The sequence below is a fragment of the Deltaproteobacteria bacterium genome, assembly GCA_015233135.1.
Lineage (GTDB): Bacteria > UBA10199 > UBA10199 > JADFYH01 > JADFYH01 > JADFYH01.
In genome coordinates this window covers 24,132-48,779 of the sequence record JADFYH010000022.1, presented here as the reverse complement: position 1 = coordinate 48,779, position 24,648 = coordinate 24,132, and the positions used below count along the sequence as shown (strand labels likewise).

The window sequence follows — 24,648 nt, the reverse complement described above, 5'->3', positions numbered from 1 at the left end:
CAAAAAAAGTGAGCCAGGGGAAAATAATTAAAAGAAAAAGGGGCCACTACATTTTGACCCTAAAATCCTCATCCTTACTTTTCATCCACTTATCTGAATATTTCAAAATTTAGCGCGGAAGTCGGGAGACTTTCCTAACCTACTGCGCAATCCCTCTGCTGCATTGGGATTCCCCCATTTTTCCTCACTGTACATGAGGTGCTCTTTCTTTCGGCTCATGCTCCGCCTTCAACTGCCCACAAGCCCCTAAAATATCACTCCCTCGGCTGCTGCGAATATTGGTCTGAAAATCACGTTCAGCCAGATAATTTTGAAACTGTTTTACGCTTTCGTCATTGGGACGCTTGAATTCTGAACCTGGGAATTCGTTGAATGGAATTAAATTAATTTTGCAAGGGACGTCCGATAAAATTTTGGTGAGACGCCTGGCATCTTCTTTGGTGTCGTTCACTCCAGCAAGCATCACATATTCCATGGTAATGCGTCCGCGTTTGGGGAGAGGATATTTGCGACAGGCCTCCAACAACACTTCCAGGGGATATTTTTTATTGATGGGTACCAGCACACTTCGTATTTCATTGGTAGTGGCACAGAGAGAAATCGCCAAACGCACATCCGAATGAGCACCAAACTCCAACATCTCAGGCACCAAACCACTGGTAGACACGGTCACTTTGCGTTTGGAAAAATTCAAGCAACGCGGCTCCACCAAGATGTGAACTGCGGGAATTACAGCCTTCAAATTATGCATGGGCTCGCCCATGCCCATAAAGACAATATTGCTCATGCGCTCACCTTCTCTCAAATTGCGTCTAACGACCATCACCTGTTCCACAATTTCAAATTGAGTGAGGTTTCTCTTTAAGCCCAAAAGCCCCGTCAAACAATAGCGACAACTCATCGCGCAACCCACCTGAGAAGAAATACAAAGGGTGAGGCGATCTTCGTTAGGAATCAGCACCGATTCTACGGTTTCGTTGTCCTGCAAGCGGAGAAGGTATTTGCGGGTGCCATCATTCGAGATCTGCTCGGACACAACAGAAAGGCGTTCTATATTGTAGCGTTCTGACAACTCCTGGCGCAATTTTTTAGAGACATTGGTCATCTCTTCAAAAGTCGTCACATCGCGCTCATAGAGCCATTGCAGAACTTGCTGCAGACGGTATTTCTCTATACCCATTTCTGCCAGCTCAGCTTCCAACTGAGCTAAAGGAATATTTTTGATGTTTATTTTCTGCACGCCAGGAGCGGGCTATAGTCTAGGAAGCCTACTTGTCAAGGGCTGTTGGGCGGACCACCAAAATGGCTCAAGATATCACGAAATTTTCCAATAGTGAGTATGGGCATGGGGTTAGTAAGCAGCTTTCCCTCCAAGGCAAGGTCATAGCTTCCATCCGGATTTTTTTGAGGCTCAATGAGCACAAAGAAAGGCACCGTTTTTACTACCTCAGGGCTCACCTTAAACTTTCCCTCTAAACTCAAGTTTGAATCTGCGACCGTTTTCCCCGCAAGAATTTTCCCTTTCAAGTTCAGATTTAAATCTTCACCGTTCAAATTCAGTTGAACCAAGTCTAGAGAAGACCCTTTTAAATTCATTTCGAGTATTGATCCTTTATCTTGAGCAATCTTTAATTCGTTAATGTGCAAGGCCGAGCTGGGGTTGCTGAGATCTAAGGGGATGTTCAAATCGAGTACTTTTGCGTTTTTAACTTCAAGTTTTAACCTTCCGTTTGTCTCAGAATTATTTTTCTTATTTATTTTGTAACTCATCTCCCCATTTATTAATCCTTCCATCGAAATACCTGTAAGGCTTTTTGCAAATCCGAGGTTATAATTGTCGGCCTCAAGCTCTATAGACGTTTGATTGGAATCATCGATTAGCATTCCCTCAATAATTCCCTTTCCTGATTTGAGCTGAAAACTCGATTTGGTTTTTCCAAACAATAGAGACAGTAGGCTGGGATTGATTCGAAAACGATCCACTTTCAACTGAACTTCTTCATTCGCAGCAGAGGCCCCTTGTACCTTATCAAAATCAAGACCGGTAAATAGGCCAAAACTTAATTCCCCCGCTCGAATACGATAATTAAAACCAAAGGTACGATTCAATACATCTTCCGCTTGATAGATGACTCTGTTTTTCAAGGCCTCATAGGGCAAAGTCCATAGAAAAAAAATCCCAAAAAATAAAAAGAAGGAGGGAATATAAAAAAAATTTCTTAGTGCGCGATTCACTTATTACCTCCCTCTTTCTCGTCTGATTTTGGCGCTTTCAGCGTGTAAGTAGAGACATCAAAATTTAAATCGAATTGCTGCCGATTGTCATAGCGGGGTTTTATCTGCAGTTTTTTTACCTTGAGCACCCCTCGTTGAAAGCTTTCAATTTTATATAAATAATCGATGGCTTGCTGCATGCTTACCCGGGAGACCCTTACTGCAGCAATATTTTCTTCGACCAGACCCTCGGAACCTGAGGAAGGTTGTTCTTTAATGGCATCAATATTTTTATCCAGCCCCGATTGAGCGGATAGGGATTCCAAAGTAGTAGATAACGGAATTTTTCCCCTACCTTCCCACTGACTTTTAATAGCCTTGAGTTGACTATCCACTAGCTGATACTCTCTTAGTTTCGATGACAGTTCGTCCATGTTTTTTTCGTGGTTGAAAATATTTTTTTGAAGTTTTGAAATTTTAGATCCCGCACAGGTCACAGGGACAAACACGAGCAAGAGGAGCAATAACACCGAGCCTATAGTTGCGAATAAACGCTGCTGCTCATCCAAGCTTAAAAACTGGTTATAGAGCTCTTCAGGATTTAATTTTTCCTTAAGGGAATAACGGCCCACATTAGACTCCTATATCAAATGAAAGAGAAAACTTGATTTCATCTTGCACGCCTTTACGGACATTCCCCGTCTGCACATTTTTAAACTGGGAAATCTTCTCCAAAGACGATTTTACTTTATCTACCGCCTCGTAAGACACGGTGCGGCCTTCTAGTCGAACATGGTCGGTGGCAATATTCAAATCGTCTACGTCCAATTTCAGATCTTGCCGGCTCGGAAGTCCCATTGAGATCATCCTTAGAATTTCCAAGGCCGACAAGGCAGAATCGCTTTGTAGCTTCGAAAGCTCGTCCTGAGACTTGCTTATTCTGTCTTTAATCAAATTCTGTGCGTCCGTCATTTTTTCAGGCACTTTTTTTGGGAGATTTGTCAAACCCTGAGTCAGCAAGGAAGCAACGCTTTTATTCAACTTCTGTTCACGGTCGCCTAGTAAATAAAGGCTAAACGAAAAGTAGACAACACCCAGCACCAACACCACAATAGCCGCAATGGCCATGGGTTTGAACTCCGCAGAAATGGCCTGAATATCTCGGGTATACGCAAATTCATCTCGTCTAAAATTAAGACTCACTGTTTTTCCGGGATACACAGCACGTAAAACCATCGCAACACAAGGCGCAATGAGAACTCTTGCAGTTTCCGGATCTTTCAAATGACTAAAGGAATAATCGAGCACATCCAGGGGAGAAACATTGAGTTTTAGAACAGTAGAAAGATATTGATCAATGCCCGAAAGCCTTGAAGTGCCCCCACAGAGAAAAACAGCTTCAATGACACTTCCTCCCTTTTCGTAAAAAGCAAAGAGGGTCTGTCGAACCTGAACTAAAATCTGGTCTACCACTTCTTGGATAGCCTCTGTAAGTTCTGAGGAGGAATCAAAGGCAGAAATTTGTCCTTCGCTGTGTTTGATTTGTTGAGCCCTCGAAAAATCAACCTCCATCACTTTTGCGATGGCTTCAGTGATATGTTTACCGCCGATGGAGATAGTTCTGGCCAACTTCAATTCTCCACCAGACAAAAGGGTGAGTTGGGTTTTGCTGTGACCCAAATCCAGTAAGGCATAACAACCTTGGGGAGGCAACATGCGCGAGTGGTACAAGTTGGCAAGGTCCAGACTTTCTACACCTACATAGCGAGGATCAAAGTTGGCTTCACTGAGCATTCCTAAAAATTTTGCGATTTGAGCCTTGGGGGTATAGGCCGCGATAACAGTAGTTTGAGATGCCTTCTTTTGGATGGGAATGTAATCGATGCAAAGATCTTCCACAGGAAAAGGGACGAAGGTCTCGAGTTCAAAATCAATTGCCGAATCAATTTTGGCCGCCTGGGTAAAAGGAAAATCCAGGGTACGCAGGGCAGTTTCGGTCCCTGAAAGGGCCGTAATAGCAGTATCGTAACTTAAGGGATGTTCCTCAAAAAATTTTTTGAGTGTAACAGAAATTACCTGCTCGGGGCTCAAGGCTTCATGTTGCTCGAAAGGAATTTCAAAAAAATCGCTGATTGCAAATTCTCCCATTGAGCGTTCAGCACGAGTAAGCTTGATAGAATAAGAACCCAAATCGAGCGCTAAAATAACTTGTGGCACTATTGAACCCTCCAATACAAAATCTTCCACTGATCAGGGTTGGCGTTAGAAGTATCGACTACGGCTACAATCTTAACTTCTGCATGATCCATGGTCCCCGTCGCTTGTATACGAAGATAATTTTCGTTGCTACTAATCATACTGGCAAAAGAATTCTGATTTGCTGCCCCTGCTCCCGCTCCGCCAGGCATCGAAGTAGGAGCCGGCTGAGAAGCAGGAACCGCTGTACTCGCCGGACTCGCAGCAGCACCTGCTCCCCCCCCCCCGCTAATGCCTAAACTTTCATTCAATGCCTGCGCCATGGCCTGGGGATCCGGACATTTTTCACGAACTTTCTTCAGCACGTTTGTCAGTCGCTCATCGTTGTCGGCCCGAATGGGTTCAATGTCGCTGCGCTGTGAATAAGCAATAATCAAACCTTTAAGCAATCCATCCCCGGCTGCACAGGCGTTGATCTTATCGGCACTTCCATAAACAGTCACATGTTTTTTTAACTCTTCGAGCAAATCTTCATTCATTCCCGGAATAAAAATGAGTTCATCCACACTCAGGAGTTTGGCATTTTTGGGTTTGGCTTTAGTTCCCACATAAACACTGGATTCACTTCCCCGTTCTGAGCCTCCCATTTCATTGATGACATCATTTTTATCGATATAATCCGCAATGCGATTCGTAAGTTCCTCGGGCCCTCTTTGCTTGTCTTTGATGTATTTTAATAACTCATTTTGCCTCAACAGGGAAATGAGTACTGTTTTCAGGCGATCGTACTCGGGTTGAGTGGGGGTCAAATAATAAAAGGCATTCAAAGGAATTTTTCCGTCCTCGGCATCCACCTCCGCATTAAAATTTCCCTCAAAGCTCAAAAAACTTTTTGCCTGTTTTTCAGACATCATGTCAGCACTTTGTTTGATATTGGACAACTGATCGGCACTCAATTCCCACTCCCCCGTCCCACCTTTTTCGGCTCCCGTCGCCATCTGCGCTAAGCCACGCAGCATCTCCGAATTGATGGGCAACATTTTATAAAGGGGTTTTATCTGAACAGTACGTCCCAACTTTTGTGAGGCCTGACGAACCATGTCTTTGGTATCCCGATCAAAACGAATCAAGATCAACGCAAACTGGTAGGCCGTTTGAGCCAGATAATTGGCCTGCAGGCGGTCGCGCTCATTCATAGCCACGTTAAAAGTTACGTTACTATTATAGGCAAAATCCACAACGATCGAAGTAAGCAAGAGCAGGGAAGAAATCACCATCAGAAGTGCAACACCTTTTTTTGATTTGAGTTTGTGCATAATGAAAGCATTAACTAAAAATTCAACGCCCCCTTATACATCCTGAGTTCCGCAATGGTCTGATAAACCAAATCGTCCTCCCCCTCTTCGCCTTCCAAAATTAACTGGATTTTTACCGCACGAGGAAGCTTGCCTGAATTTTCGAGTTGAGAAGAATCCCAGGATTTAAGCCATTCTTTTTTATCAGGATCATAATATTCAAAATGCATTTCTTTTACGCCCTCTACCAACACTTCGAAAACCCCACCCTCACTGGGCTTGTCATCCAAGGTTGCACTTTCTCGTCTGAGTAAAACTTTCTTTTGAGAATTTTCCTTGTCTGTATCGATTGAATACCCAATCTCACCAAAATCGGCTTCAGGAGAATTTTTAAAATAACGATAATGTGCAAAAGAAGGGAAATTGATGTCCGAATCCTGCCCTATGAATACCGTTTTCATGCGCCCGTCTGAGGGCATTAACTCAGCGCCTAGGATAAAGGCCATTTGCAAGTCATAACTCATTTTCCCCAAGGCGAGCGAGGCAGAATGATTTTGTTCATCTTTGTTTTCGGACATTTGTTTTCCATTAATCGTTTGAAAGGTAGAAGTGTAGATCAGCAGTGACATCATCGACAGGATAGCCATGGAAATCATGACCTCTATGAGGGTAAAACCGTTTTTTGATTTCATTTTAATTTCACCAAATGCGTCGTCAAAACCAACTTGTCTTGTCCCTCACCTTCTTCCCCCCAAAATACAGTCACCTTCAGTTCTCGAATGGACTCAGAAATTTTTTTAGTCACGGCTTGTGCCAAATTATTAACTATGTTGTCTATTCCTGGAGTGGAGTTCTGGCCCGTGCTCCCACTTTTTTCACTGGCTTGTCCCATATCGAGGCCTGCCTCTTTTCCTAGAAGTTGAGGACTGATGAAAGGAATTTCCACCTTCTTGATACTGTAAGCCCAGCGGTAATCTTCAAAAGGTTTTTCAAACACACCATTTTCTTCCTTTTCATCTGGAAAAGCTCCCCGGGCCATTTCCTCATCCAGCCCAATTCTGATTTCAGCCATGCGTCCACGGGCGAGTTGCACCGCTTTTTCAGTTTGTTCTGCCTCGGCGGAAGCCCTCAAACTATTGCCCATTCCGCTGTAGAGGCTGAGTAGGGAAAAAGAAAGAATTGCCAGGGCAATCATGATTTCTAAGAGAGTGAAACCGTGGGACGTGAGGCGTAAAACGGGATATAGATTTCTTATCGAACAAAACACTCCTTTCATTTCACGTCTTACGTTTTTCGTCTCACCTTTCACCTTCTTCATTTTCACTCCCCTTCCAATTTCATTTCCGCATAACTCGCACGGATTCGAGTTTTCCCACTTGCGGAGTAGGTTTCCAGTGAATAGAAGTTCTCTTCACTTTCGTCGCAGAGATTCATCACCATTTTTTCCACCCAACCATTTGGAAAGAAATAAACAAAGACTTGCCCAGAATCCACAGGAACGGGAGCATGCTCGACAAAGATATTTTTGAATTTAAGACCTTGGGGAAGTTTAATTTCCTTCAAAAGAGCCAAATCGACTGGGCTAAAATTTTCTTTCGGCTTGGCCTCTTCTAAGGAGGATTCCGCGCCTTCTGAGGGAGACGTTTTTTTCTCCTCCTTTGCCCGCCCCTCTTTATCAGAAGCAGCCTTGTCCGCTTCCTCTTCACTGGAAATTCTGAAAGGCTCTGCCGAGTATTCGGGAGTCATCGTGTTTTCGGTCAAATCGATTTTTAAACGAAAATACTGCCCCTTTACTGCCGATTCATTGAAAATCATCTTGATGCTGGTGGCTATCTGGCTGGAGATATCGCTTAACTTCTGTTCTCCGTTATCCGTAAGCAAGGTGGCCGCCAGACCCAAAATCATGGCGACTATCCCCATTGTGACCATGATTTCGATGAGGCTAAATCCCCTGTTTGATTTTAGGATTTTATTTTGCATGATTCTCCCCTCTCCCCCTTATATGAGAAAGCAAGGAGAGGGTTAGGGAGAGGGTGACGCCTACTTTATCTCATAATTTTTAATATCCGCCGCATAACCCTCTCCACCTTCGGCCTTGTCCTCTCCTAAAGAAGTGATCTCATAGGGATGCCCTGCTGTTCCTGGAGAAGTGTAAATAAAATCTTCATCCCAGGCATCTTTAGGAACCCGCTTCATGTAGCCATCTTTGGGGTAATTTTCTGGAATTTTGCCCGAAGTGGGTTTTTCCACCAAGGCCTGAAGTCCTTGCTCAGTACTGGGATACATGGAGCTTTTTCGTTTATATTGTTCCAAGGCATTTTCTATGTTTTTGATTTCAATCTTTGTCGTCTCCACTTTTGATTCTGCCAAATAATCCATGACGTTCACTGTGACCAAGGCCATGATGGAACCAATAATGGCCACCACCACCATAATTTCTATCAGGGTCATCCCTTTTTGATCTTTCATTCGCTGCATGAAGCGTTTAAACATATTTTTCTCCTCTTTTTTAAAATTAAAAACTGGTTCAACCATGTTTTACCACTTGGCCCATTTTTAACATGGGAAATAAAATCGATAATACAATAAACGCCACTACCACGCCCATCACCACAATCATAATGGGCTCCAGCAGAGTTGTGAGCGTAGAGACTTTGGTATCCACCTGCTGTTCGTAGTTGTTGGCAACTTTCTCCAGCATATTTTCCAATTCTCCCGTTTTTTCGCCGATGGCAATCATCTGGGTTACAATGGGAGGGAATTGCCCGCTACGTCTCAAAGGCTCGGCAATCGATTCTCCTTCTTTTACCGAAGTACGAGTTTCCTCAATCACCTGTGAAAGCACCACGTTCCCTACCACATTTTTCACGATATCTAACGCAGCCAGCAACTGCACACCAGATAACATCATGGTAGAAAGAGTTCGGCAGAAACGCGAGATAGCCAACTTGCGCAGCATGTCTCCAAAAATGGGGGCTCTGAGGGAAAAACGATCGAGCATGAATCTTCCTTTAGTTGAATTTTTAAAGCGATTGAATGCATACAGCAAAAGAGGAATTGCCAACAAAAAGACAAACCAATAACTTGAAATAAAGCCGCTGAGAGACACGACAATCTGGGTGGGGAGAGGAAGTTTCATTTTTGCATCTATAAAAATTTTTGTGATCTTGGGAACCACCCCCACCAATAAAAAGCACATGAGCAAGCCACCTACAGCCCCCATCACGACAGGATAGGTCAAGGCACCATTTACCTTACTGCGCAACTTGGCCTGACTTTCGGTAAAGTCCGCCAAACGACTCAGCACGGTATCGAGGGCCCCTGAGGCTTCCCCGGCGGTAATCATGTTTAGGTATAAATCCGAAAAGATATAAGGATAAGCCTTCATGGCATCGGCTAACCTCGAGCCTTCCACCACTTTATCTCGAATATCGGAAAGGGCCTGCTTCAATTTTGGATTTTCAATTTGATCGACTAAGGCATTGAGGGAATCGACCAGAGGAATATTCGCGCCAATCAAGGTAGAGAGCTGCCGCGTCATTTCGGCGATTTCCTGAACTTTCACCTTTTGAAAAAACTGAAACCCTTTAGTGCCCGATTTTGCAGCCTTCCCCTCTCCCACTTCGGTAGGAAAAACATTAATTTTGCGCAAGCGTGCACGCGCAGCCTTAATGCTTTCGGCATCCAGCGTACCGGAAACTTTTTTTCCTGTGGAGTCTATTCCTTTGTAGCTATAGATAGGCATTTTACCTTCCACCCCCTCTTAAGCTAAGAGGGGAAAACGCGAGAGTGTTTTCGGGAAGTTATGGCAATTGGATCCAATTGGACATAACCCCTCCTAACCTCCCCTTAGCTTAAGGGGAGGGATAATAACTTCACTCCCTCATCTGATCCTCTTGAGTTACACGCAAAATTTCCTCAATAGTTGTTTCTCCCAGAAGTATCTTGCGAACTCCATCCTCACGCAAACTCACCAGGCCTTTTTCCATCGCCCGTTTTTTTACCACGCCTGCTTCGGTATTTTTCATAACCAAGGCCCTGATTTCTTCGTCCATCACCAAAATCTCGTGAACTCCGGTTCGTCCTGCGTAACCCGTATCCATACAGGCGGGACAACCTTTCGCCCTGTAAAGCACCTTGTCGGCCAAGTCTCCCGGTTTTAATCCAATCATCTGCAATTCTTCAGGGGAAGGGGTATAGCGCAGGGCACAATCTTTACAAACGGTCCTCACCAACCTTTGTGCAATAATCGCGAGCACAGAAGAAGCCACCAGGAAGGGTTCTATCCCCATGTCTATCAAACGGGTGATGGAGGAAGCCGAGTCGTTGGTATGCAAGGTTGAAATCACCAAGTGACCTGTCAATGAAGCCTGAATCGCAATCTCAGCCGTCTCTTTATCTCGAATTTCACCGATCATCACGACATCCGGATCCTGACGCAAGATGGAACGCAAGGCCGAAGAAAAGGTAAGATCAATTTTATGATTCACCTGAATTTGATTGATCCCCGACAACTGATATTCTACAGGATCTTCAACGGTGATGATCTTCAAATCGACCGTATTGATTTGAGACAGCATCGCGTACAAAGTTGTGGTTTTACCAGAACCGGTAGGACCAGTGACCAAAATAATTCCATGACTTTTTTGAATGAGATTTTCAATAGTCACCAAATTTTTTCCATCAATACCAATCGCTCCCAGGGAGATAACCACTTTGCTTTTGTCGAGTAACCGCATAACCACCGATTCACCGAAACTGGCGGGCAATGTAGACACGCGAATATCGATATCTTTTCCAGCAATTTTAATGCGAATACGACCATCTTGAGGAATACGTTTTTCGGCAATGTTCAAATTTGCCATGATTTTAATACGGCTAATCACCGAATTTTGCACTTTTTTGGGCGGATGCATGATGTCGTAGAGAACTCCATCAATACGAAAACGAACCACTAAATCTTTTTCAAAGGGCTCCACATGGATATCGGAGGCCTTAGACTTGACAGCTCTAAAGAGCAAACTATTCACAAGTTTAATGATGGGAGCTTCATCCGATGCATCCAATAGATCCTGAGGTTCTTCCAACTCCTGGGCCAGGGTATCGAGATTTTCTTCTGTAAGGTCTTCCATCACCGAGTTCTGTCGCTCGCTTGTGCGATTATAAACTTCGTTGATAATTTCTGTAATTTGAACAGCGCTCGCAATAATGGGCCGGATAGGGGTTCCCAGAAGCATTCTCAAATCGTCCAAAGCACAAATGTTAATGGGATCTGCAATGGCCACTTCGATTTCATGCCCCACCTTTCGAAGCGGAACGAGCTCATTCTTCTTTGAAAAATTGATAGGCACCTTGCTCACGAGTTCAAAGGGAATCTGATCACTCTGCAATTTTGTGGCATAAGGAATGCCTAACTGGATACTAATGGCCTTTAAGATATCTTCCGAACGCAAATAGCGGAGCTGAACCAGGGCCTCACCCAATTTGATATTTTTTTCTTTTTGAACAAGTAAACCCTCTTGAAGTTGACCTTCAGTAAGCGAAGTGTGCTCGATGAGAATGTTGCCCAGGCTTTTATCTTCCATAATTGCAAACCCATTGAAAGTTTGAGTATTTAAAAATACCCGTATTATTAAGAATTGGGTAAAAATAGTAGATGGCTTCCATGAAAAAGATCAACTAGAAGTTTTTAATTTGGCTCCTATTAAGGCAGGCCCCCTTTATTCAGGCAGATTAGACGGGATTCCTGACCTGTTTTTCAATTTCTTCCTCTGTTCCAGGAGAAGCATTCTCCTCTGACTGTATTTTGGAAAAATGCAGCTTAAGGATTCTGCGCCTTTTTACCTCTTCCACCCGAACTGAAAAACCTTGTAACTCCAATTGATCGCCTTCTTTAGCAAGTCTACCCAAACAATTAATGATGTACCCTGCAATGGAAACATTATTTTCATCATGAAGTATAATATTCAACGCCTGGGAGACTTCCGGGATAGGCGTAGTGCCATCAATACGATATTCATCTTCTGAGATTTTTAAAATTTTTGGGGCTTCCTGATCAAACTCATCTTGAATTTCACCTACGATAACCTCCAAGACATCTTCCAAGGTCACCAAGCCTACAGTCATTCCAAATTCATCAATCACCATAGCCATGTGGATTTTTTTGGTTTGGAACTCTCGAAGCAGCTGGTCGATAGGTTTACCCTCCGGGACAAAAAGAATAGGCCTTTTAAGATCAAAAATATTAATCAGGTTATGCTCATCTTCAAGATGCCAAATAATATCCTTTACATTCACCAAACCCAACACTTGTTCCAAGTCCTTGTCACAAAGAGGAAAACGCGTGTGTCCAGACTCCTTGGCAATATCCAGATTTTCCTTACTAGAAGAATAAATCGAAAGAAAAACGATATCCTGTTTGGGCACCATAATGTGCTTCACGGTAGAATGCGAAAATTCAAACACATTTTCCAACAAAGAAGCTTTTCGCTGAGAAAGAGAACCATCTTCGTAGGAGTTTTCCACAATTAGTCTTATTTCTTCTTCATCATGGCAGGCTTCTTCGTATTCCAAATTAAAGCCCAAGGCCTTCATAATCAGTTTAGTAAAAAAATTAAGAAGCTTTAAGGCAGGATAAAAAAGGACATAGAATGCACGCAACAAAGGGGCCGTTATCAGCAAAATCTTTTCGGCCATCTGTATGGCCATTTGTTTGGGAACAAGTTCTCCTACCACCAAATGGAGAAAGCTAATAAGCGTAAATGCACAAGCAAAAGAAATAGTATGAAGTGTATTTTGAGAAATAGGTAGAAAAGAAAATAAAGGTTCTAGAAGAATTGCAAAAGCAGGCTCTCCTAGCCAGCCTAAGCCCAGGCTGGCTAGGGTAATTCCTAATTGCGTTGCCGAAAGATACTCATTGAGGTTCTCAACCACAGGAGTTGCCCAGCGGGCAAAAATATTTCCTTGAGAATACAAAGTCTCCAAGCGGGTGCTTCGGATTTTCACCATCGCAAACTCAGAAGCCACAAAGAAAGCATTAAAGAAAATACATAAAACGGCTAAAAACAGATGAAAGGAAGAAAAACCTCCCGGCGATAAGGGAATGTCCATAGTCGAATAAGGATATTGCATTTCTTGAATCAATCAATTACTATTTTTTCTGTGCGATACGTAAAACCACTTAAATTTGTTAAGGCTTGTAGTGTTCTGCTTGTGTTTTTTTACTTTCTGTCACCTCTTTGCCCTGTATTTTGCGGGGCTTTTCAATCTGGAAACACTCTGTTGTCTCAAAATGCCCATTCGTGTTGTAAAAAAAGAATGGCCCCCTCAATTAGTATTAAAAACGATTGCTGTGAATTGTGCCAGCAGGTTCAAAGCCCTACATTAACCTACAATCAAGACCAACACCTTAATTTGGCCTTGAGGCAAAACCCACTGGAAACAATTTTCGTTGTTTTCAATTCAGACTCTGCTTTTTCTTCTCATTCTTACAAGCTGGTACACTCCCCTCCTTTTGATGAGCAATTTATTTCTCTGCAGTGTTAGAAAAGATCCTCCCTGTTTTCTTCTATAGACTATAGATAGCTGTCATCTCGAACGGAGCTTTGCGAAGTGAGAGATCCAGTGGAGACAATTGAAAATCCAACGGGATCTCTCGCTGATGCTCGAGATGACAAACTCCATAATCAAAAAAATATTGCGCCATTAAGTTAATCCATAGGATTAAAAATGAAATACTTTTTACGGCTCATCTTTCTACTTATGGCTTTCTGTCTTGCGGCTCGATTTACCTGGGCCGAGGAAAAAGAAAGTCTCTCGCTTGAAACACTTCTCTCCCTCGCGCTTCAGGAAAACCCTCAGCTCAAAAGTATTCAAGCCCAAGGGCAGGCAGAAGGATATCGAAGCAAGGCCGAAAGCGGTTTAGACGACCCCGAAATCGGCATTCGATTTTATCAAGTTCCTTTGGATTCTGCTCCCAATAAGGCCATGGATATCGACTATATTCTGCGCCAAAAAATACCCTTTCCTGGCAAAAGAAATATTACGAAACAAATGATTCAACACGAGACTCTTCATCATCTGGAAAGATTAGACTCGAAACAACGTGAGATTATTTCAAAGATCAAACAAAACTTCTTTAGCCTCTTTGCCACCAAAAAGATGCAGCAGACTAATTTGGCTATGCAACAGACCCTGCAGAGTTTGAACAAAAATATTGAAAACGAAATTTCTGCGGGAAAAATGGACAGCTCAAACTATTTCTCTACCCTGGCCAATATCAGCCAACTTAAGATTGAAGAGGAAACACTCAGACAAAGAGAGACAGAACTTATTGCCAACCTGAGGACACTTTGCGCAGACAAAATAGAAGATAAAATATCTCTCCCTCAAAAACTTGAAAAACCTTATTGGAAAGTCAAAGTGGAAGAGCTGCTGGAATATGCCAAGACAGAACATCCCGAATTAAAATTGGCCTCTCATGAAATTGGCAAGAAAGAATTGGAAATTAGAGCTGCCAAAAAATCTTACGCCCCTGATTTTAGTGTGCAACTGGAATACATCCAGCACCCACAAGAGACAACAGAGGGCCAAAAAGATGCCTGGACCAGTGAATTCATGATGAGTGTGCCTTTGTGGTCCAAAAAGAACAGCAGCCAGGTAAAAAAGGCCCAGGCAGAACTGGCCGCTGCCCAATATGATAAAATTAATATTCAAAACGAGGTGAATCAAAAAATAAGACAAAGCTACAGTAAATTTCAAAGTGCACAAAAGACTTACGAAATTGTCTCCAAGTCTCTATTAAGCTCATTAGAAAATGCCCTGACTCTTTCTCAGACCGCTTACAGTGCTGGAAAGGCAAGCTTCTCGAGTGTATTGGAAAATACACAAAAAAAGCAGGAAGCTCAGATCCAGCAATGGAAGGCCTTTGAGGAATGGGGATTGGCACTTGCAAATCTGGAAGAAGCCAGCGGTATCACTCAAGAAGAATGGAATGAAAAAACAAAACCAATAAAAACAAAGGAGCCTTTATGAAAAAAATAATTCACTCAACACTGATTCTTTCTCTGGTAAGCCTCATCAGTTTCTCGATTTCTTCCTGTTCGAAAAAGGAGAAGACAGAAGAAAATTCGATACAAAACGATAAGCCGGGGCATGAGCATCCGCAAAAGATAGAGTACTATACCTGTTCCATGCATCCTCAAATTCACCGCGATAAACCTGGAACCTGCCCCATCTGCGGCATGTCTCTGGTGCCTGTTTATCAAGAAGAGGGAGGAATGAACCACACACACTCCATCCAACTGAACGAAGATAAAATCCAAAAAACAGGAATCAAAGTAGCCCCAGTAGAAAAGAAAAAAATAAGCCTGCTCTTAAAAGCCGCCGGGAGAATCAGTTCCAATGCGGACCTCTACCTGGCTGAACAGGAATTTCTAATCGCTCAAAGAACTAATCCGAGTTTAGCTCAAGCCACAAGAAACAAGCTTATGCTCCTAGGCTTGAATGACCAGCAAATCCAGGAACTCGCTCAAAATCCAAAGTCAGTCGCAGCAAGTCTTTTCCCCCATTCCAATGCTCAAAGCTGGGTAGAAGCCTTTTTTCCACAAAGTGACGCCACTTATTTAAAAGAAGGAGCGGCGGCTCAAGTGATAGAAAATGGCAAGCCTCGCGCTTATGCTGCCAAACTCATTTCCATCTCCCCTATTTTGGATCCCAACACCAAAACGATAGTGACTCGATTGTTGCTGGAAGACGCCTCTCCGATGCTGAAAGGCAATCAGGCGCTGCAAGTGCAAATCAATTATGAAAGCCAGGAAATGACGGTCATCCCCAACTCAGCCCTCGTGAACAACGGCGAAGAAAGTTTTGTCTTTTTAGCCTTGGGGGAAGGACGATTTGAAAAACAACAGGTGCAGGTTAAACTGCGCGGCGAAAAAGAAGTGGCGGTGGATGGCTTGGAGACTTCCCAAAAAGTGGTGAGTGAAGGAAATTTTCTTTTGGATTCGGAAGTGAATTTGAAGTCTTAGTAATGAAAAAATAAATTTATGATCCTCAAAATAATTGAATTCTGCGCAAAAAACAGGGCCCTTGTTTTATTGTTCACGGCCTTCTTGTGCCTTGTCGGCATCCATTCACTCAAGACTGCACCTCTGGATGCCATTCCTGATCTGTCGGATACCCAGGTCATTCTTTACGCGAAATGGGAACAAAGCGCCGATCGCATTGAAGATCAGATCACCTACCCTGTGATCTCTGCCTTGCTGGGATCTCCCAAAGTAAAGGCCATCCGCGGAATCAGCGATTTTGGGTCGGCCTTTATTTATATTATTTTTGAAGAAGGAACTGATTTGTATTGGGCTCGATCTCGCATGGTCGAATCGTTGGCCAAGATCACTCCAAAACTTCCCAGCGGTGCCAGTGTTGAACTGGGGCCGGATGCCTCTTCGGTGGGATGGATCTTTCAATATGCCTTGATTGATAAAAGTGGGAAAAATTCTTTGTCGGATTTGCGAAGTTTTCAGGATTGGAATCTGCGCTACTCCTTGCAAAGCGTGGAAGGGGTCGCGGAAGTAAGCACGGTGGGCGGATTTGTGAGGCAGTATCAGGTGAATATTGCTCCGGATAAACTCCAGGCCTACAATATCAGTCTTGCTGAAGTTCGAGAGGCCCTCAAAAAAAGTAATCAGGAAGTGGGCGGAAGAGTTCTGGAAATGGCCGGCCAGGAATTCATGATACGCGGTCGGGGCTACCTGAAAAATATCCAGGACATCGAAAATGTCGCAGTAAAATTTGATCCCGCAAGCCATACCTCCATTTTAATTAAACAACTCGGAGTGGTTGAACTTGGTCCAGATTTAAGACGTGGCGTGGCCGAGTTGAATGGTGAAGGACAAGTGGTGGGGGGTATCGTTACCCTGCGACAAGGCGAGAATGCGCTTCAGGTGATTGACAGGCTGAAGCAGCGTTTGAATGAATTGAAAGACTCTCTCCCCGCAGGAGTTGAGATTGTAACCACTTACGACCGTTCGGATATTATTCTCAAATCGATCGATACCCTCAAATCCACACTCTTTCATGAACTGCTCATTGTCAGTTTGGTGATTCTGATTTTTCTTTGGCATATCCCTTCGGCGATGATTCCCATCGTGACGATTCCGATTTCTATTTTGCTCTCCTTTATTTTGCTGAAAGAAATGCACATCACCTCCAACATCATGTCCCTTTCGGGTATCGCCATTTCTCTGGGGGTTCTCGTGGATGGAGCCATTGTGGAAGTAGAGAACGCCTACAAAAAATTGGAACTCTGGATTGCAGGAGGACGAAAAGGAGATTTTCATCGGGTGAGACTTGAGGCTTTGAAAGAAGTGGGCCCTTCCGTCTTTTTTTCCCTATTAGTGATCGCCATTGCCTTCCTCCCCATCTTTAGTCTGGAAGATCAGGAAGGGCGACTTTTTAAACCGCTCGCTTATTCAAAAAACATCGTCATGGCGATTGCCGCCCTGCTTGCCATCACCCTGGACCCCGCCTTGCGCATGCTTTTTACACGGATGGAACCGTTTAGTCTAAAGATAAAATGGCTCCCCGCTTTTGCGAGGAAGACAATCACTAAAACCTTAAATGCAGTCTGCGTCGGCACTTATTATCCCGAAGAAAAACATCCCATCAGCAAGGTCTTATTTAAAATCTACGAACCTATTTGCCGCTTCAGCTTGAAGCATTCCAAAAAAATAATTTTCGTCTCTTTTGTTTTACTTTTTACCACGCTCTATCCCCTGCTTCACTTGGGATCAGAATTCATGCCTCCTCTCTATGAAGGATCCATCTTGTATATGCCGACGACCTTGCCTGGAATCTCCGTCACCGAGGCGGCCAATCTGCTGCAGAAGCAAGACAAACTCCTGATGCAATTTCCGGAAGTGGAAAGTGTCTTTGGAAAGGTAGGGCGCGCGGAGACAGCGACTGATCCCGCTCCAATTTCAATGACGGAAACCACCATTATTCTTAAACCCCAAGACCAATGGCGGAAAAGAGAAAGATTTTATTCTCATTGGCCACAAGTCTTTCAAACTCCCTTTCAACATCTTTGGCCCGACCACATCGGCGCTGAAGAGCTGAAGGATGAAATGAATTTGTCCCTGCAATTTCCGGGAGTCACCAATGCCTGGACCAAACCTATTCGTGCCCGCATCGATATGCTGGCCACAGGTTTGCGCTCTCCTGTAGGAATAAAAGTTTTGGGCAACAACTTGGAAGAAATCGAAAAAATAGAATTACAAATAGAAAGTTTGTTTAAAAATAATCCTCAAGTAAGTTCCATTTCCAGTGAGCGGGTCAAAACCAATTACATCGACTTCGAATTCAAGCGCGAAAAGCTGGGCCAATATGACATGAGCATGGAAGACGCAAGCTTCATGATCTCCCAAGCCATAGGCGGTGAAAACATCAGCACAATTTACTTAGGCGCTGAACGTTATGCCCTCAACCTGCGTTTCAATCGCGACAACAGAAGTTCTCTCCCCGATTTAGAACGCCTTCCCGTGATTACTCCCACAGGCGAACAAATTTCACTTTCGGAGCTTGCCGAATTAAAAATCAAAAAAGGTCCTGCGATGATACGCAATGAAAACGGTCATCAAGCGGCCTATCTGCAGTTTGATCTGAAGACAGAAGATTTGGGAGGCTTCGTTTCTCAGGGCAAAAAATTACTGCGTGAAAAATTCAAAATTCCTGCGGGCTATCAAGTATTGTGGAGTGGGCAATACGAAAGTATGGAACGGGTAAAAGAGCGACTCCTCTACGTGGTGCCTCTGACTCTCGTGCTCATTTTTCTTTTGCTCTATTTCAACACCAACTCTGCCGTTGAGGCAGCTCTTGTTTTGCTGGCCGTCCCCTTCTCTGCCATCGGCGCAATCTGGCTGCTTTATTTTCTGGATTACCAACTCTCTGTTGCCGTGTGGGTGGGCATTATCGCGCTTTTGGGTCTGGATGCGGAGACCGGCGTCTTCATGCTTTTGTATCTGAACATGGCTTATAACGATGCGAAGCAAAATGGAAAACTGAATTCCAAAAATGAGCTGGTCGAAGCCATCGTCCATGGCGCCGTCAAGCGCGTGCGCCCAAAAATGATGACGGTGCTGGCCGCCTTCCTGGGGCTTTTACCTATCCTCTATTCGACGGGGATTGGAGCCGATGTCATGAAGCGCATCGCAGCCCCGATGGTGGGAGGATTATTCTCTTCCTTTTTATTAGAGCTGATGGTTTATCCTTCTATTTATCTCCTTTGGAAGGAGAATAAATCTTAATATTCAGGCCTGTTCCCAAAATCTCAAGGTCTCTTTTTTACTGTTAATTCGCACCCAGGTTTCAATCTCTTCCCGAATCTCCTCTTGCCCCTCATGCACATCTACATCAATGGAGGGAGCCGCTTCTGTACGAATGATCTGCCCATACTTATTTACACGTTTACGACGGGCTCTCTCCTTTTCATCCCGCTTCCTCTGAATCAGCTGTGCCGCAATTTCACCAATTAAGATCGAATAAAAGAGAGAGGCATATTCCGGAAATTGAAAAATCAACGAGGCCATTAAAGCACTATTGGCCTGGAAAGGAATGAGATGAGAATTGAGTTGAGTACTATTAAAAAGTGCAACTCCCTGCCCCAATTCTGCATGAACAAATTGGGGAGCTAACAAGGAAAGCCCAGGATAAGAAACCATACTTTTTAAAAAGCCAAGATTTGCCGTTTCAGAAAGGGAAGAAGTAAGCAAAGAACTTAAAAAAGAAGCAGGGGTCTGTGAATTAAATACTGCCCCTCTAAAATTATTCAGCAAGGGAGACTGATCGGCCAAGAGTGCAGCAGAAGGGGGCTTTAGATTTTGTCCGAGGAGTTCAGCTGTAGAACCAAGACCCCTCTGACCTGAACTCTCGGTAGTTTGTGCATTATTTTTATTTTCTTGAGCAAGGATTTGAACTTCTGGTTTTGAGACGGAAGTAGAAGCCACGGAAGACTTAGAAGAGAGAGAGGTGTTGAGGCTATTGGTAATTTGAGAAGGAGCGGAATTGAGAATGCCTCCAACCTTGTTCGACACCAAATCATTTTTAACAAGAGCTTGGGGCATCCCTAAATTCTTTGCTGCATTCATTGCGCTGGAACTTGAAGCTATTTTTTGAGTATCACTTAAGGTGCTTCTCTCCTGCGAGTGCGTGCTGGCATCTAGATGTGGCACATTCTTGTCGGAGGCAATGTGAGGCTGAAGGGTAGAGGCACTTGAAAAAATTGCAGCCTGTTTTTGTAAACTCAAATTAGGAGAAGAGTGTTCAAGAGGGAGATGATTTGTATTGGGCTCTTGTGGTGCAAAATGAGCTTCAGGTCTGGATAAAACGGGTGGTTGTGACGGTTTAGATACCTCACCAGGTTTTGTTGCGACCCCCTCTGAATTAACAAACCTGGGCGCAACAGTATCTGGATTGGGCCTGAGATGAGGAACAACACTACCATCAGGATTTACTCGAGAAGGCCTTCCGGGAAACTGTTGATAAAACCGGGTCCACTCTTGGAAACTTTTTCTTATTAAGTTTTTTTTCTTACATTTGTTACTCATCAATTTATTGAGCCCACCCAGAATACTTGAAATTCAGTTCTCCATTGGGGTCTGCTCTACGACATCGAGAAAATTCTGCGAAGGCCTCAACGTTAGCGGATGTTACAACATTTGGATGTGAGGCATTGTCGCCATAGTCATAAAGCAAAAAACTTCTAAAATTAACACTAGTGGCATGTTGGTTGTTGACGGCATAGTCTAACAGATCAGCCACCTCTCTTAAATTTTCAACCTCACTTAGCCTATCCACTAAGCCATTGCTCCCCACATAAAAAGCAAAGCCAGACAATAACAGGAGCGAACTTCTTAAATCCTGATCTGAAGAAATAGGCCTAAAATTCCCAGCATTTATTTCTGCTTGATGACGATTCACTTTATCAAGGATACGTTGCTCTCTAAAAAGACTTAGTTCTCTACCTGGATCTATCGCTCTAAATAGTCTCAAACTTCTAGCAATTTGGTTGCAGTCTGAAATGGGGACTCTTGGACGAGGGGGTGTAAAAACATCTCGACTGTTATTGTCAGAATTGCTTCTAAATAACTCCTCACAACCCCAAGCAAGGGCACCCACACCTACAACTGCTAACGTTCTTAATAAAATTGGCAGCATAATGAAAATACCCCCTGTTTCACTTATGTCATCGGCAGGTTCTCTTGAAAGTTGCTAAAAAAACATCTTTTTTTTCTTTTAAACTCTCTCTTGTCGCTGAATCAGCGTAAAAGCATCTTCGGGCGTAGCAACCTTGAGTAAATTGTCAATAAAAATAGGATCTTGGAAGACTCTGGAAATTTTGGCCAACATTTGCAGATGGGCCTCGAAATGATCTTGGGGGGATAAAAATAAAAAAACTTCATTGACCCGGACATTTTCGACGGGATCCAGGTAGGATTCTGGGATAATAGCCAAACAGGATTTCAACTCATCCAGGTTAGGAACTCGAGCATGGGGGATGGCCAAACCATTTTCTAAAACAGTTCTCCCCTCTTTTTCTCTATCCCAAACAGCTTTTTTTACAGACTCAACATCCTTCAAATGAGAAAGTTCACAAAGTCTTTCTAAAAGTCCATCAATGACCGTTTCTTTACTCACTTTGCCTGGGAGGAGAAGAATGTGAGAAGGACTCAAATAATGGCAGAGCATGAGCGAATTTTTTCGAGCTTTTTGATTAAGTTCCATGCCTTGCCCAATTATTAACAATAAGAATCTTTATGATGTCTCGATTAAACTAGCCCTATATAAATCTCTGTAATATTATTCAATGCCTTTTTAAGGCCTTAAAAAGGTTTTTTCAATAAAAGGGATTCCTCTCGTCCTGGTCCGAGAGAAATGAGAGTAAAAGGGATTTCAAGTTGGTCCGAAATAAATTTCAGATAATCTTTAAGCGATGAAGGCAACTTGGAAAAACTTCTAAGCGCAGAAATCGGCTCATTCCAACCTTTTAACTCTTTATAGACCGGTACACAGGCATTCAATTCTTCCACAGTAGCAGGCAAACTTTTGATTATTTTTCCTCTCAACTTATAAGCCGTGCAAACCTTTATTCTGCCTACTCCAGCGAGGACATCCAGTTTTGTGATGGCAAGCCCGGTCAGCGAATTCACTCGTATGGCATGAGCTAAGATTACCAAATCTAACCAGCCACAACGACGGGGGCGCCCCGTGGTGGAACCATATTCTCCACCTTTGTCCCGCAACAGTTGCCCCTTCTCATCATTCAACTCACTAGGAAAAGGACCCGAACCCACGCGAGTGCTATAGGCCTTGGTGACGCCCCAAATTTGATGAATGTGTTTTGGGCCAAGCCCCGAGCCTGTAGAAGCAGCCGCGGCAGAGGTATTGGAACTGGTCACAAAGGGATAAGTTCCGTAATCGACATCCAGTGAAGTGCCTTGGGCTCCTTCAAAGAGGATATTCTTCTTTTTCTTAATTTGAGAATCCAGAAACAGGGAACCATCTTCTACATAATTTTTAAGGATGCGAGCATGGGCCAAAGACTCTTGATACAATTCTTCCAAATCAAAGCCTCTCCCTCCTAAAACGCGCTCAATGTAGAGATTTTTTTCTGGGAGGATTTCTTCCAAACGTCTTCGAAACAAGTCGGGAGAAATATAATCGGCCAAACGAATTCCACGCCGGGCAACTTTATCTTCGTAACACGGGCCAATCCCACGACCAGTGGTTCCAATTTTATTATCGCCTTTGGCCTGTTCTCGCAGCTGATCGATCAGTTTGTGATAAGGCAAGATAATATGAAGACGATCTGAAATCTTGAGCTGTTTATCGTTTTTAAGATAGCCGCGGGCCTTAATTTTTTGAATTTCATCGACAAAAACCGCAGGGTCTAAAACCACACCGTTGCCAATCAGACAAAACTTTTTAGGATGTAAAATACCAGAAGGGAGAAGATGAAGAATCGTCTTCTCCCCTTTCACCACGAGGGTATGGCCAGCATTATTCCCCCCTTGAAAGCGCACCACGCCGTCTGACTGCTCGGTGAGGAGATCCACAATTTTACCTTTACCTTCATCGCCCCACTGGGCGCCGAGAATGACTAGACCTGGCATGGTGATCTCCTCCTCCCCTTAAGCTAAGGGGAGGTCGGGAGGGGTTATGGCCACTTGAACGAAATTACCATAACGCCCCCTCACCCCCTCTTAGCTTAAGAGGGGGAAAAGAATTACAAAGACAACTGCTTCACCGAAATAATATTAGGCAATTTGGAAATCTCTTTTAAGATTTCCGGGCTCACCACTTGATCAATATTATAAAAAGCAATGGCTTCTTCTTTTTCTTTGAGCAGTCCCAACTGCAAGCGGGAGATATTAATATTATTTTTTCCGAGCAGGCTTCCCAGGTTTCCAATAACCCCGGGTTTATCCTGATTATGAACCAGCAGGATCTGCCCTTCAGGCAAGGCCTCCAGATAAAAATTATCAATACGAACCAGGCGTGCATGCTTGTTTCCAAAAATAGTTCCAGAAACAGAGCGGCTTCCTTTAGAAGATTTTACTGTGATTTCGATGAGATTTTTAAAGTCTTTGCCTTCGTTGAGTTTCGCTTCCGTCACTTTAATGCCGCGTTCTTTTGCAATAAAAGGTGCATTGACGAAGTTGACACTCATGTCGGTAAGCAAATTTTCAAGCAGGCCTTTTAAAATAGAGACAGTCAACGGAGCCACAGGAAGATTGGCAAGCTCGCCGGAATATTCAATGAGAATTTCTTCCGGATTCGTTTCGGCCAGCTGCCCTTGTACCTTTCCTAATTTTTCAGCAATGGAAAGATAAGGCTGCAGTATACCCAACAGCTCACCGCTGATGGAAGGGAAATTCACGGCATTTTTCACCACGCCATTCACAAAAAACTCCACCATCTGCTCGGCAACTTCGACGGATACATTTTCTTGAGCTTCATCGGTTGAAGCCCCTAAATGTGGAGTACAAATGACTTGGTCTAATTTAAGCAAAGGATTTTCAGGATTAATAGGTTCCTGTTCAAACACATCCAGCGCGGCTCCGGAGACGATGCCTTCCTGAATGGCTGACACCAGGGCATCTTCATTGACAATACCACCGCGGGCGCAATTGATAAGATAAACTCCTTTTTTCATTTTTGAAAAAGCGGCCTTATCGATTAAATTTCGGGTTTTATCATTGAGAGGCGTGTGAGTCGAAATAAAATCAGCACGGGCAAAAAGATCACTCAGCTCCACCAATTCGACACCCATTTTAGAGGCGCTCTCTTTGGAGAGAAAAGGATCATAGGCAATCACCTTCATCTTTAAGCCAATGGCCCTGTCGGCCACAATTTTACCGATGTTCCCTACTCCAACGATGCCTAAAGTTTTATTGTAGAGCTCGGCCCCCACGAATTTGGTTTTTTCCCATTTGCCGGCCTTCATGCTTCCGGTGGCTTGTGGAATTTTTCGTGCGACGGCAAACATCATGGCAATCGCATGCTCCGCGGTAGTCACTACATTTCCACCCGGAGTATTTTCAACAATGATGCCTTTTTTAGACGCCGCCACGGTATCCACGTTATCGACACCAATCCCTGCACGGCCGATGATCTTGAGCTTGGTAGCCGCAGAAAGTAGATCTGCGGTTACTTTGGTGCCCGAACGAATCACCAGTCCATCGTATTCACCAATGATTTTTTTGAGTTCATCCGGTTTAAGACCGGCCTTGGTATCTATTTCGAGGCCAGACGCCTTTTTAAGAATGGCTAAACCCGCCTCTGAAAGTTTGTCTGAAATTAATATTTTTGGCATAAGATAGAATCCATCATTATTCTTCCCCCTCTTAAGCTAAGAGGGGGTTAGGGGGCGTTATGGTGATTTTGT

Annotated in this window: 20 protein-coding genes; 3 read left to right on the top strand and 17 right to left on the bottom strand. The window is 43.7% G+C overall.

The window, feature by feature from the left end; all coding sequences use genetic code 11:
- Positions 1-184: 184 nt before the first annotated feature.
- The 12 genes from rlmN to HQM15_08175 form a co-directional block, all read right to left on the bottom strand.
- A complete protein-coding gene (gene rlmN, locus HQM15_08230; GenBank protein MBF0492753.1) occupies positions 185-1,240 on the bottom strand; it encodes a 23S rRNA (adenine(2503)-C(2))-methyltransferase RlmN in 1,056 nt (351 codons plus the stop codon).
- Positions 1,241-1,275: 35 nt separating this feature from the next.
- Positions 1,276-2,235: a type II secretion system protein GspN gene (gspN, locus tag HQM15_08225; GenBank protein MBF0492752.1), complete on the bottom strand. Its 960-nt coding sequence runs from the start codon at positions 2,233-2,235 to the stop codon at positions 1,276-1,278.
- Positions 2,232-2,846, bottom strand: coding sequence for a hypothetical protein (locus tag HQM15_08220; GenBank protein ID MBF0492751.1), 615 nt, complete (start codon positions 2,844-2,846; stop codon positions 2,232-2,234). Before HQM15_08220 ends, gspN begins: the two co-directional genes overlap by 4 nt.
- Position 2,847: 1 nt before the next feature.
- A complete protein-coding gene (pilM, locus tag HQM15_08215; protein ID MBF0492750.1) occupies positions 2,848-4,431 on the bottom strand; it encodes a pilus assembly protein PilM in 1,584 nt (527 codons plus the stop codon).
- Positions 4,431-5,726, bottom strand: coding sequence for a general secretion pathway protein GspK (locus tag HQM15_08210; GenBank protein MBF0492749.1), 1,296 nt, complete (start codon positions 5,724-5,726; stop codon positions 4,431-4,433). The genes pilM and HQM15_08210 overlap by 1 nt, the downstream gene beginning before the upstream one ends.
- A 14-nt stretch (positions 5,727-5,740) precedes the next feature.
- The gene (locus HQM15_08205) at positions 5,741-6,397 is read right to left on the bottom strand and encodes a prepilin-type N-terminal cleavage/methylation domain-containing protein (GenBank protein MBF0492748.1); all 657 of its coding nucleotides are present in this window, start codon (positions 6,395-6,397) and stop codon (positions 5,741-5,743) included.
- The gene (locus HQM15_08200; protein ID MBF0492747.1) at positions 6,394-7,023 is read right to left on the bottom strand and encodes a prepilin-type N-terminal cleavage/methylation domain-containing protein; all 630 of its coding nucleotides are present in this window, start codon (positions 7,021-7,023) and stop codon (positions 6,394-6,396) included. The genes HQM15_08205 and HQM15_08200 overlap by 4 nt, the downstream gene beginning before the upstream one ends.
- Positions 7,024-7,025: 2 nt before the next feature.
- Complete coding sequence (locus tag HQM15_08195; protein MBF0492746.1) at positions 7,026-7,685, bottom strand: prepilin-type N-terminal cleavage/methylation domain-containing protein; 660 nt, start codon at positions 7,683-7,685, stop codon at positions 7,026-7,028.
- A gap of 60 nt (positions 7,686-7,745) precedes the next feature.
- Positions 7,746-8,198, bottom strand: a complete 453-nt coding sequence (gene gspG, locus HQM15_08190; GenBank protein ID MBF0492745.1) for a type II secretion system major pseudopilin GspG — start codon at positions 8,196-8,198, stop codon at positions 7,746-7,748.
- 34 nt (positions 8,199-8,232) lie between these two features.
- On the bottom strand, positions 8,233-9,450 hold the full coding sequence (gene gspF / locus HQM15_08185; protein ID MBF0492744.1) for a type II secretion system inner membrane protein GspF: 1,218 nt from the start codon (positions 9,448-9,450) through the stop codon (positions 8,233-8,235).
- 130 nt (positions 9,451-9,580) lie between these two features.
- Positions 9,581-11,290: a type II secretion system ATPase GspE gene (gene gspE / locus HQM15_08180; protein MBF0492743.1), complete on the bottom strand. Its 1,710-nt coding sequence runs from the start codon at positions 11,288-11,290 to the stop codon at positions 9,581-9,583.
- A gap of 148 nt (positions 11,291-11,438) precedes the next feature.
- Positions 11,439-12,815, bottom strand: a complete 1,377-nt coding sequence (locus HQM15_08175; protein ID MBF0492742.1) for an HlyC/CorC family transporter — start codon at positions 12,813-12,815, stop codon at positions 11,439-11,441.
- Positions 12,816-13,466: 651 nt separating this feature from the next.
- On the opposite strand from HQM15_08175, the gene HQM15_08170 reads away from it, so the two are divergent.
- The 3 genes from HQM15_08170 to HQM15_08160 are packed head-to-tail and all read left to right on the top strand — an operon-like array spanning position 13,467 to position 19,009.
- Complete coding sequence (locus HQM15_08170; GenBank protein MBF0492741.1) at positions 13,467-14,738, top strand: TolC family protein; 1,272 nt, start codon at positions 13,467-13,469, stop codon at positions 14,736-14,738.
- Positions 14,735-15,733 (top strand): HlyD family efflux transporter periplasmic adaptor subunit, encoded by a 999-nt coding sequence (locus HQM15_08165; GenBank protein ID MBF0492740.1) that lies wholly within the window; start codon positions 14,735-14,737, stop codon positions 15,731-15,733. Before HQM15_08170 ends, HQM15_08165 begins: the two co-directional genes overlap by 4 nt.
- An 18-nt stretch (positions 15,734-15,751) precedes the next feature.
- On the top strand, positions 15,752-19,009 hold the full coding sequence (locus HQM15_08160; GenBank protein MBF0492739.1) for an efflux RND transporter permease subunit: 3,258 nt from the start codon (positions 15,752-15,754) through the stop codon (positions 19,007-19,009).
- A gap of 3 nt (positions 19,010-19,012) precedes the next feature.
- Here HQM15_08160 and HQM15_08155 read toward each other — a convergent pair whose 3' ends face one another.
- The 5 genes from HQM15_08155 to HQM15_08135 all read right to left on the bottom strand — a co-directional run bounded on the left by HQM15_08155 (position 19,013) and on the right by HQM15_08135 (position 24,576).
- Positions 19,013-20,008, bottom strand: a complete 996-nt coding sequence (locus HQM15_08155; protein MBF0492738.1) for a hypothetical protein — start codon at positions 20,006-20,008, stop codon at positions 19,013-19,015.
- Between the two features lie 304 nt (positions 20,009-20,312).
- Positions 20,313-20,918: a hypothetical protein gene (locus HQM15_08150; GenBank protein MBF0492737.1), complete on the bottom strand. Its 606-nt coding sequence runs from the start codon at positions 20,916-20,918 to the stop codon at positions 20,313-20,315.
- 78 nt (positions 20,919-20,996) lie between these two features.
- Positions 20,997-21,485 carry a PTS sugar transporter subunit IIA gene (locus tag HQM15_08145; protein ID MBF0492736.1) on the bottom strand — a complete coding sequence of 163 codons (489 nt, stop codon included), beginning with the start codon at positions 21,483-21,485 and terminating at the stop codon, positions 20,997-20,999.
- A gap of 98 nt (positions 21,486-21,583) precedes the next feature.
- Positions 21,584-22,873, bottom strand: a complete 1,290-nt coding sequence (locus HQM15_08140) for an adenylosuccinate synthase (GenBank protein MBF0492735.1) — start codon at positions 22,871-22,873, stop codon at positions 21,584-21,586.
- Positions 22,874-22,986: 113 nt separating this feature from the next.
- Positions 22,987-24,576, bottom strand: coding sequence for a phosphoglycerate dehydrogenase (locus HQM15_08135; protein ID MBF0492734.1), 1,590 nt, complete (start codon positions 24,574-24,576; stop codon positions 22,987-22,989).
- Between the last annotated feature and the right edge of the window lie 72 nt (positions 24,577-24,648).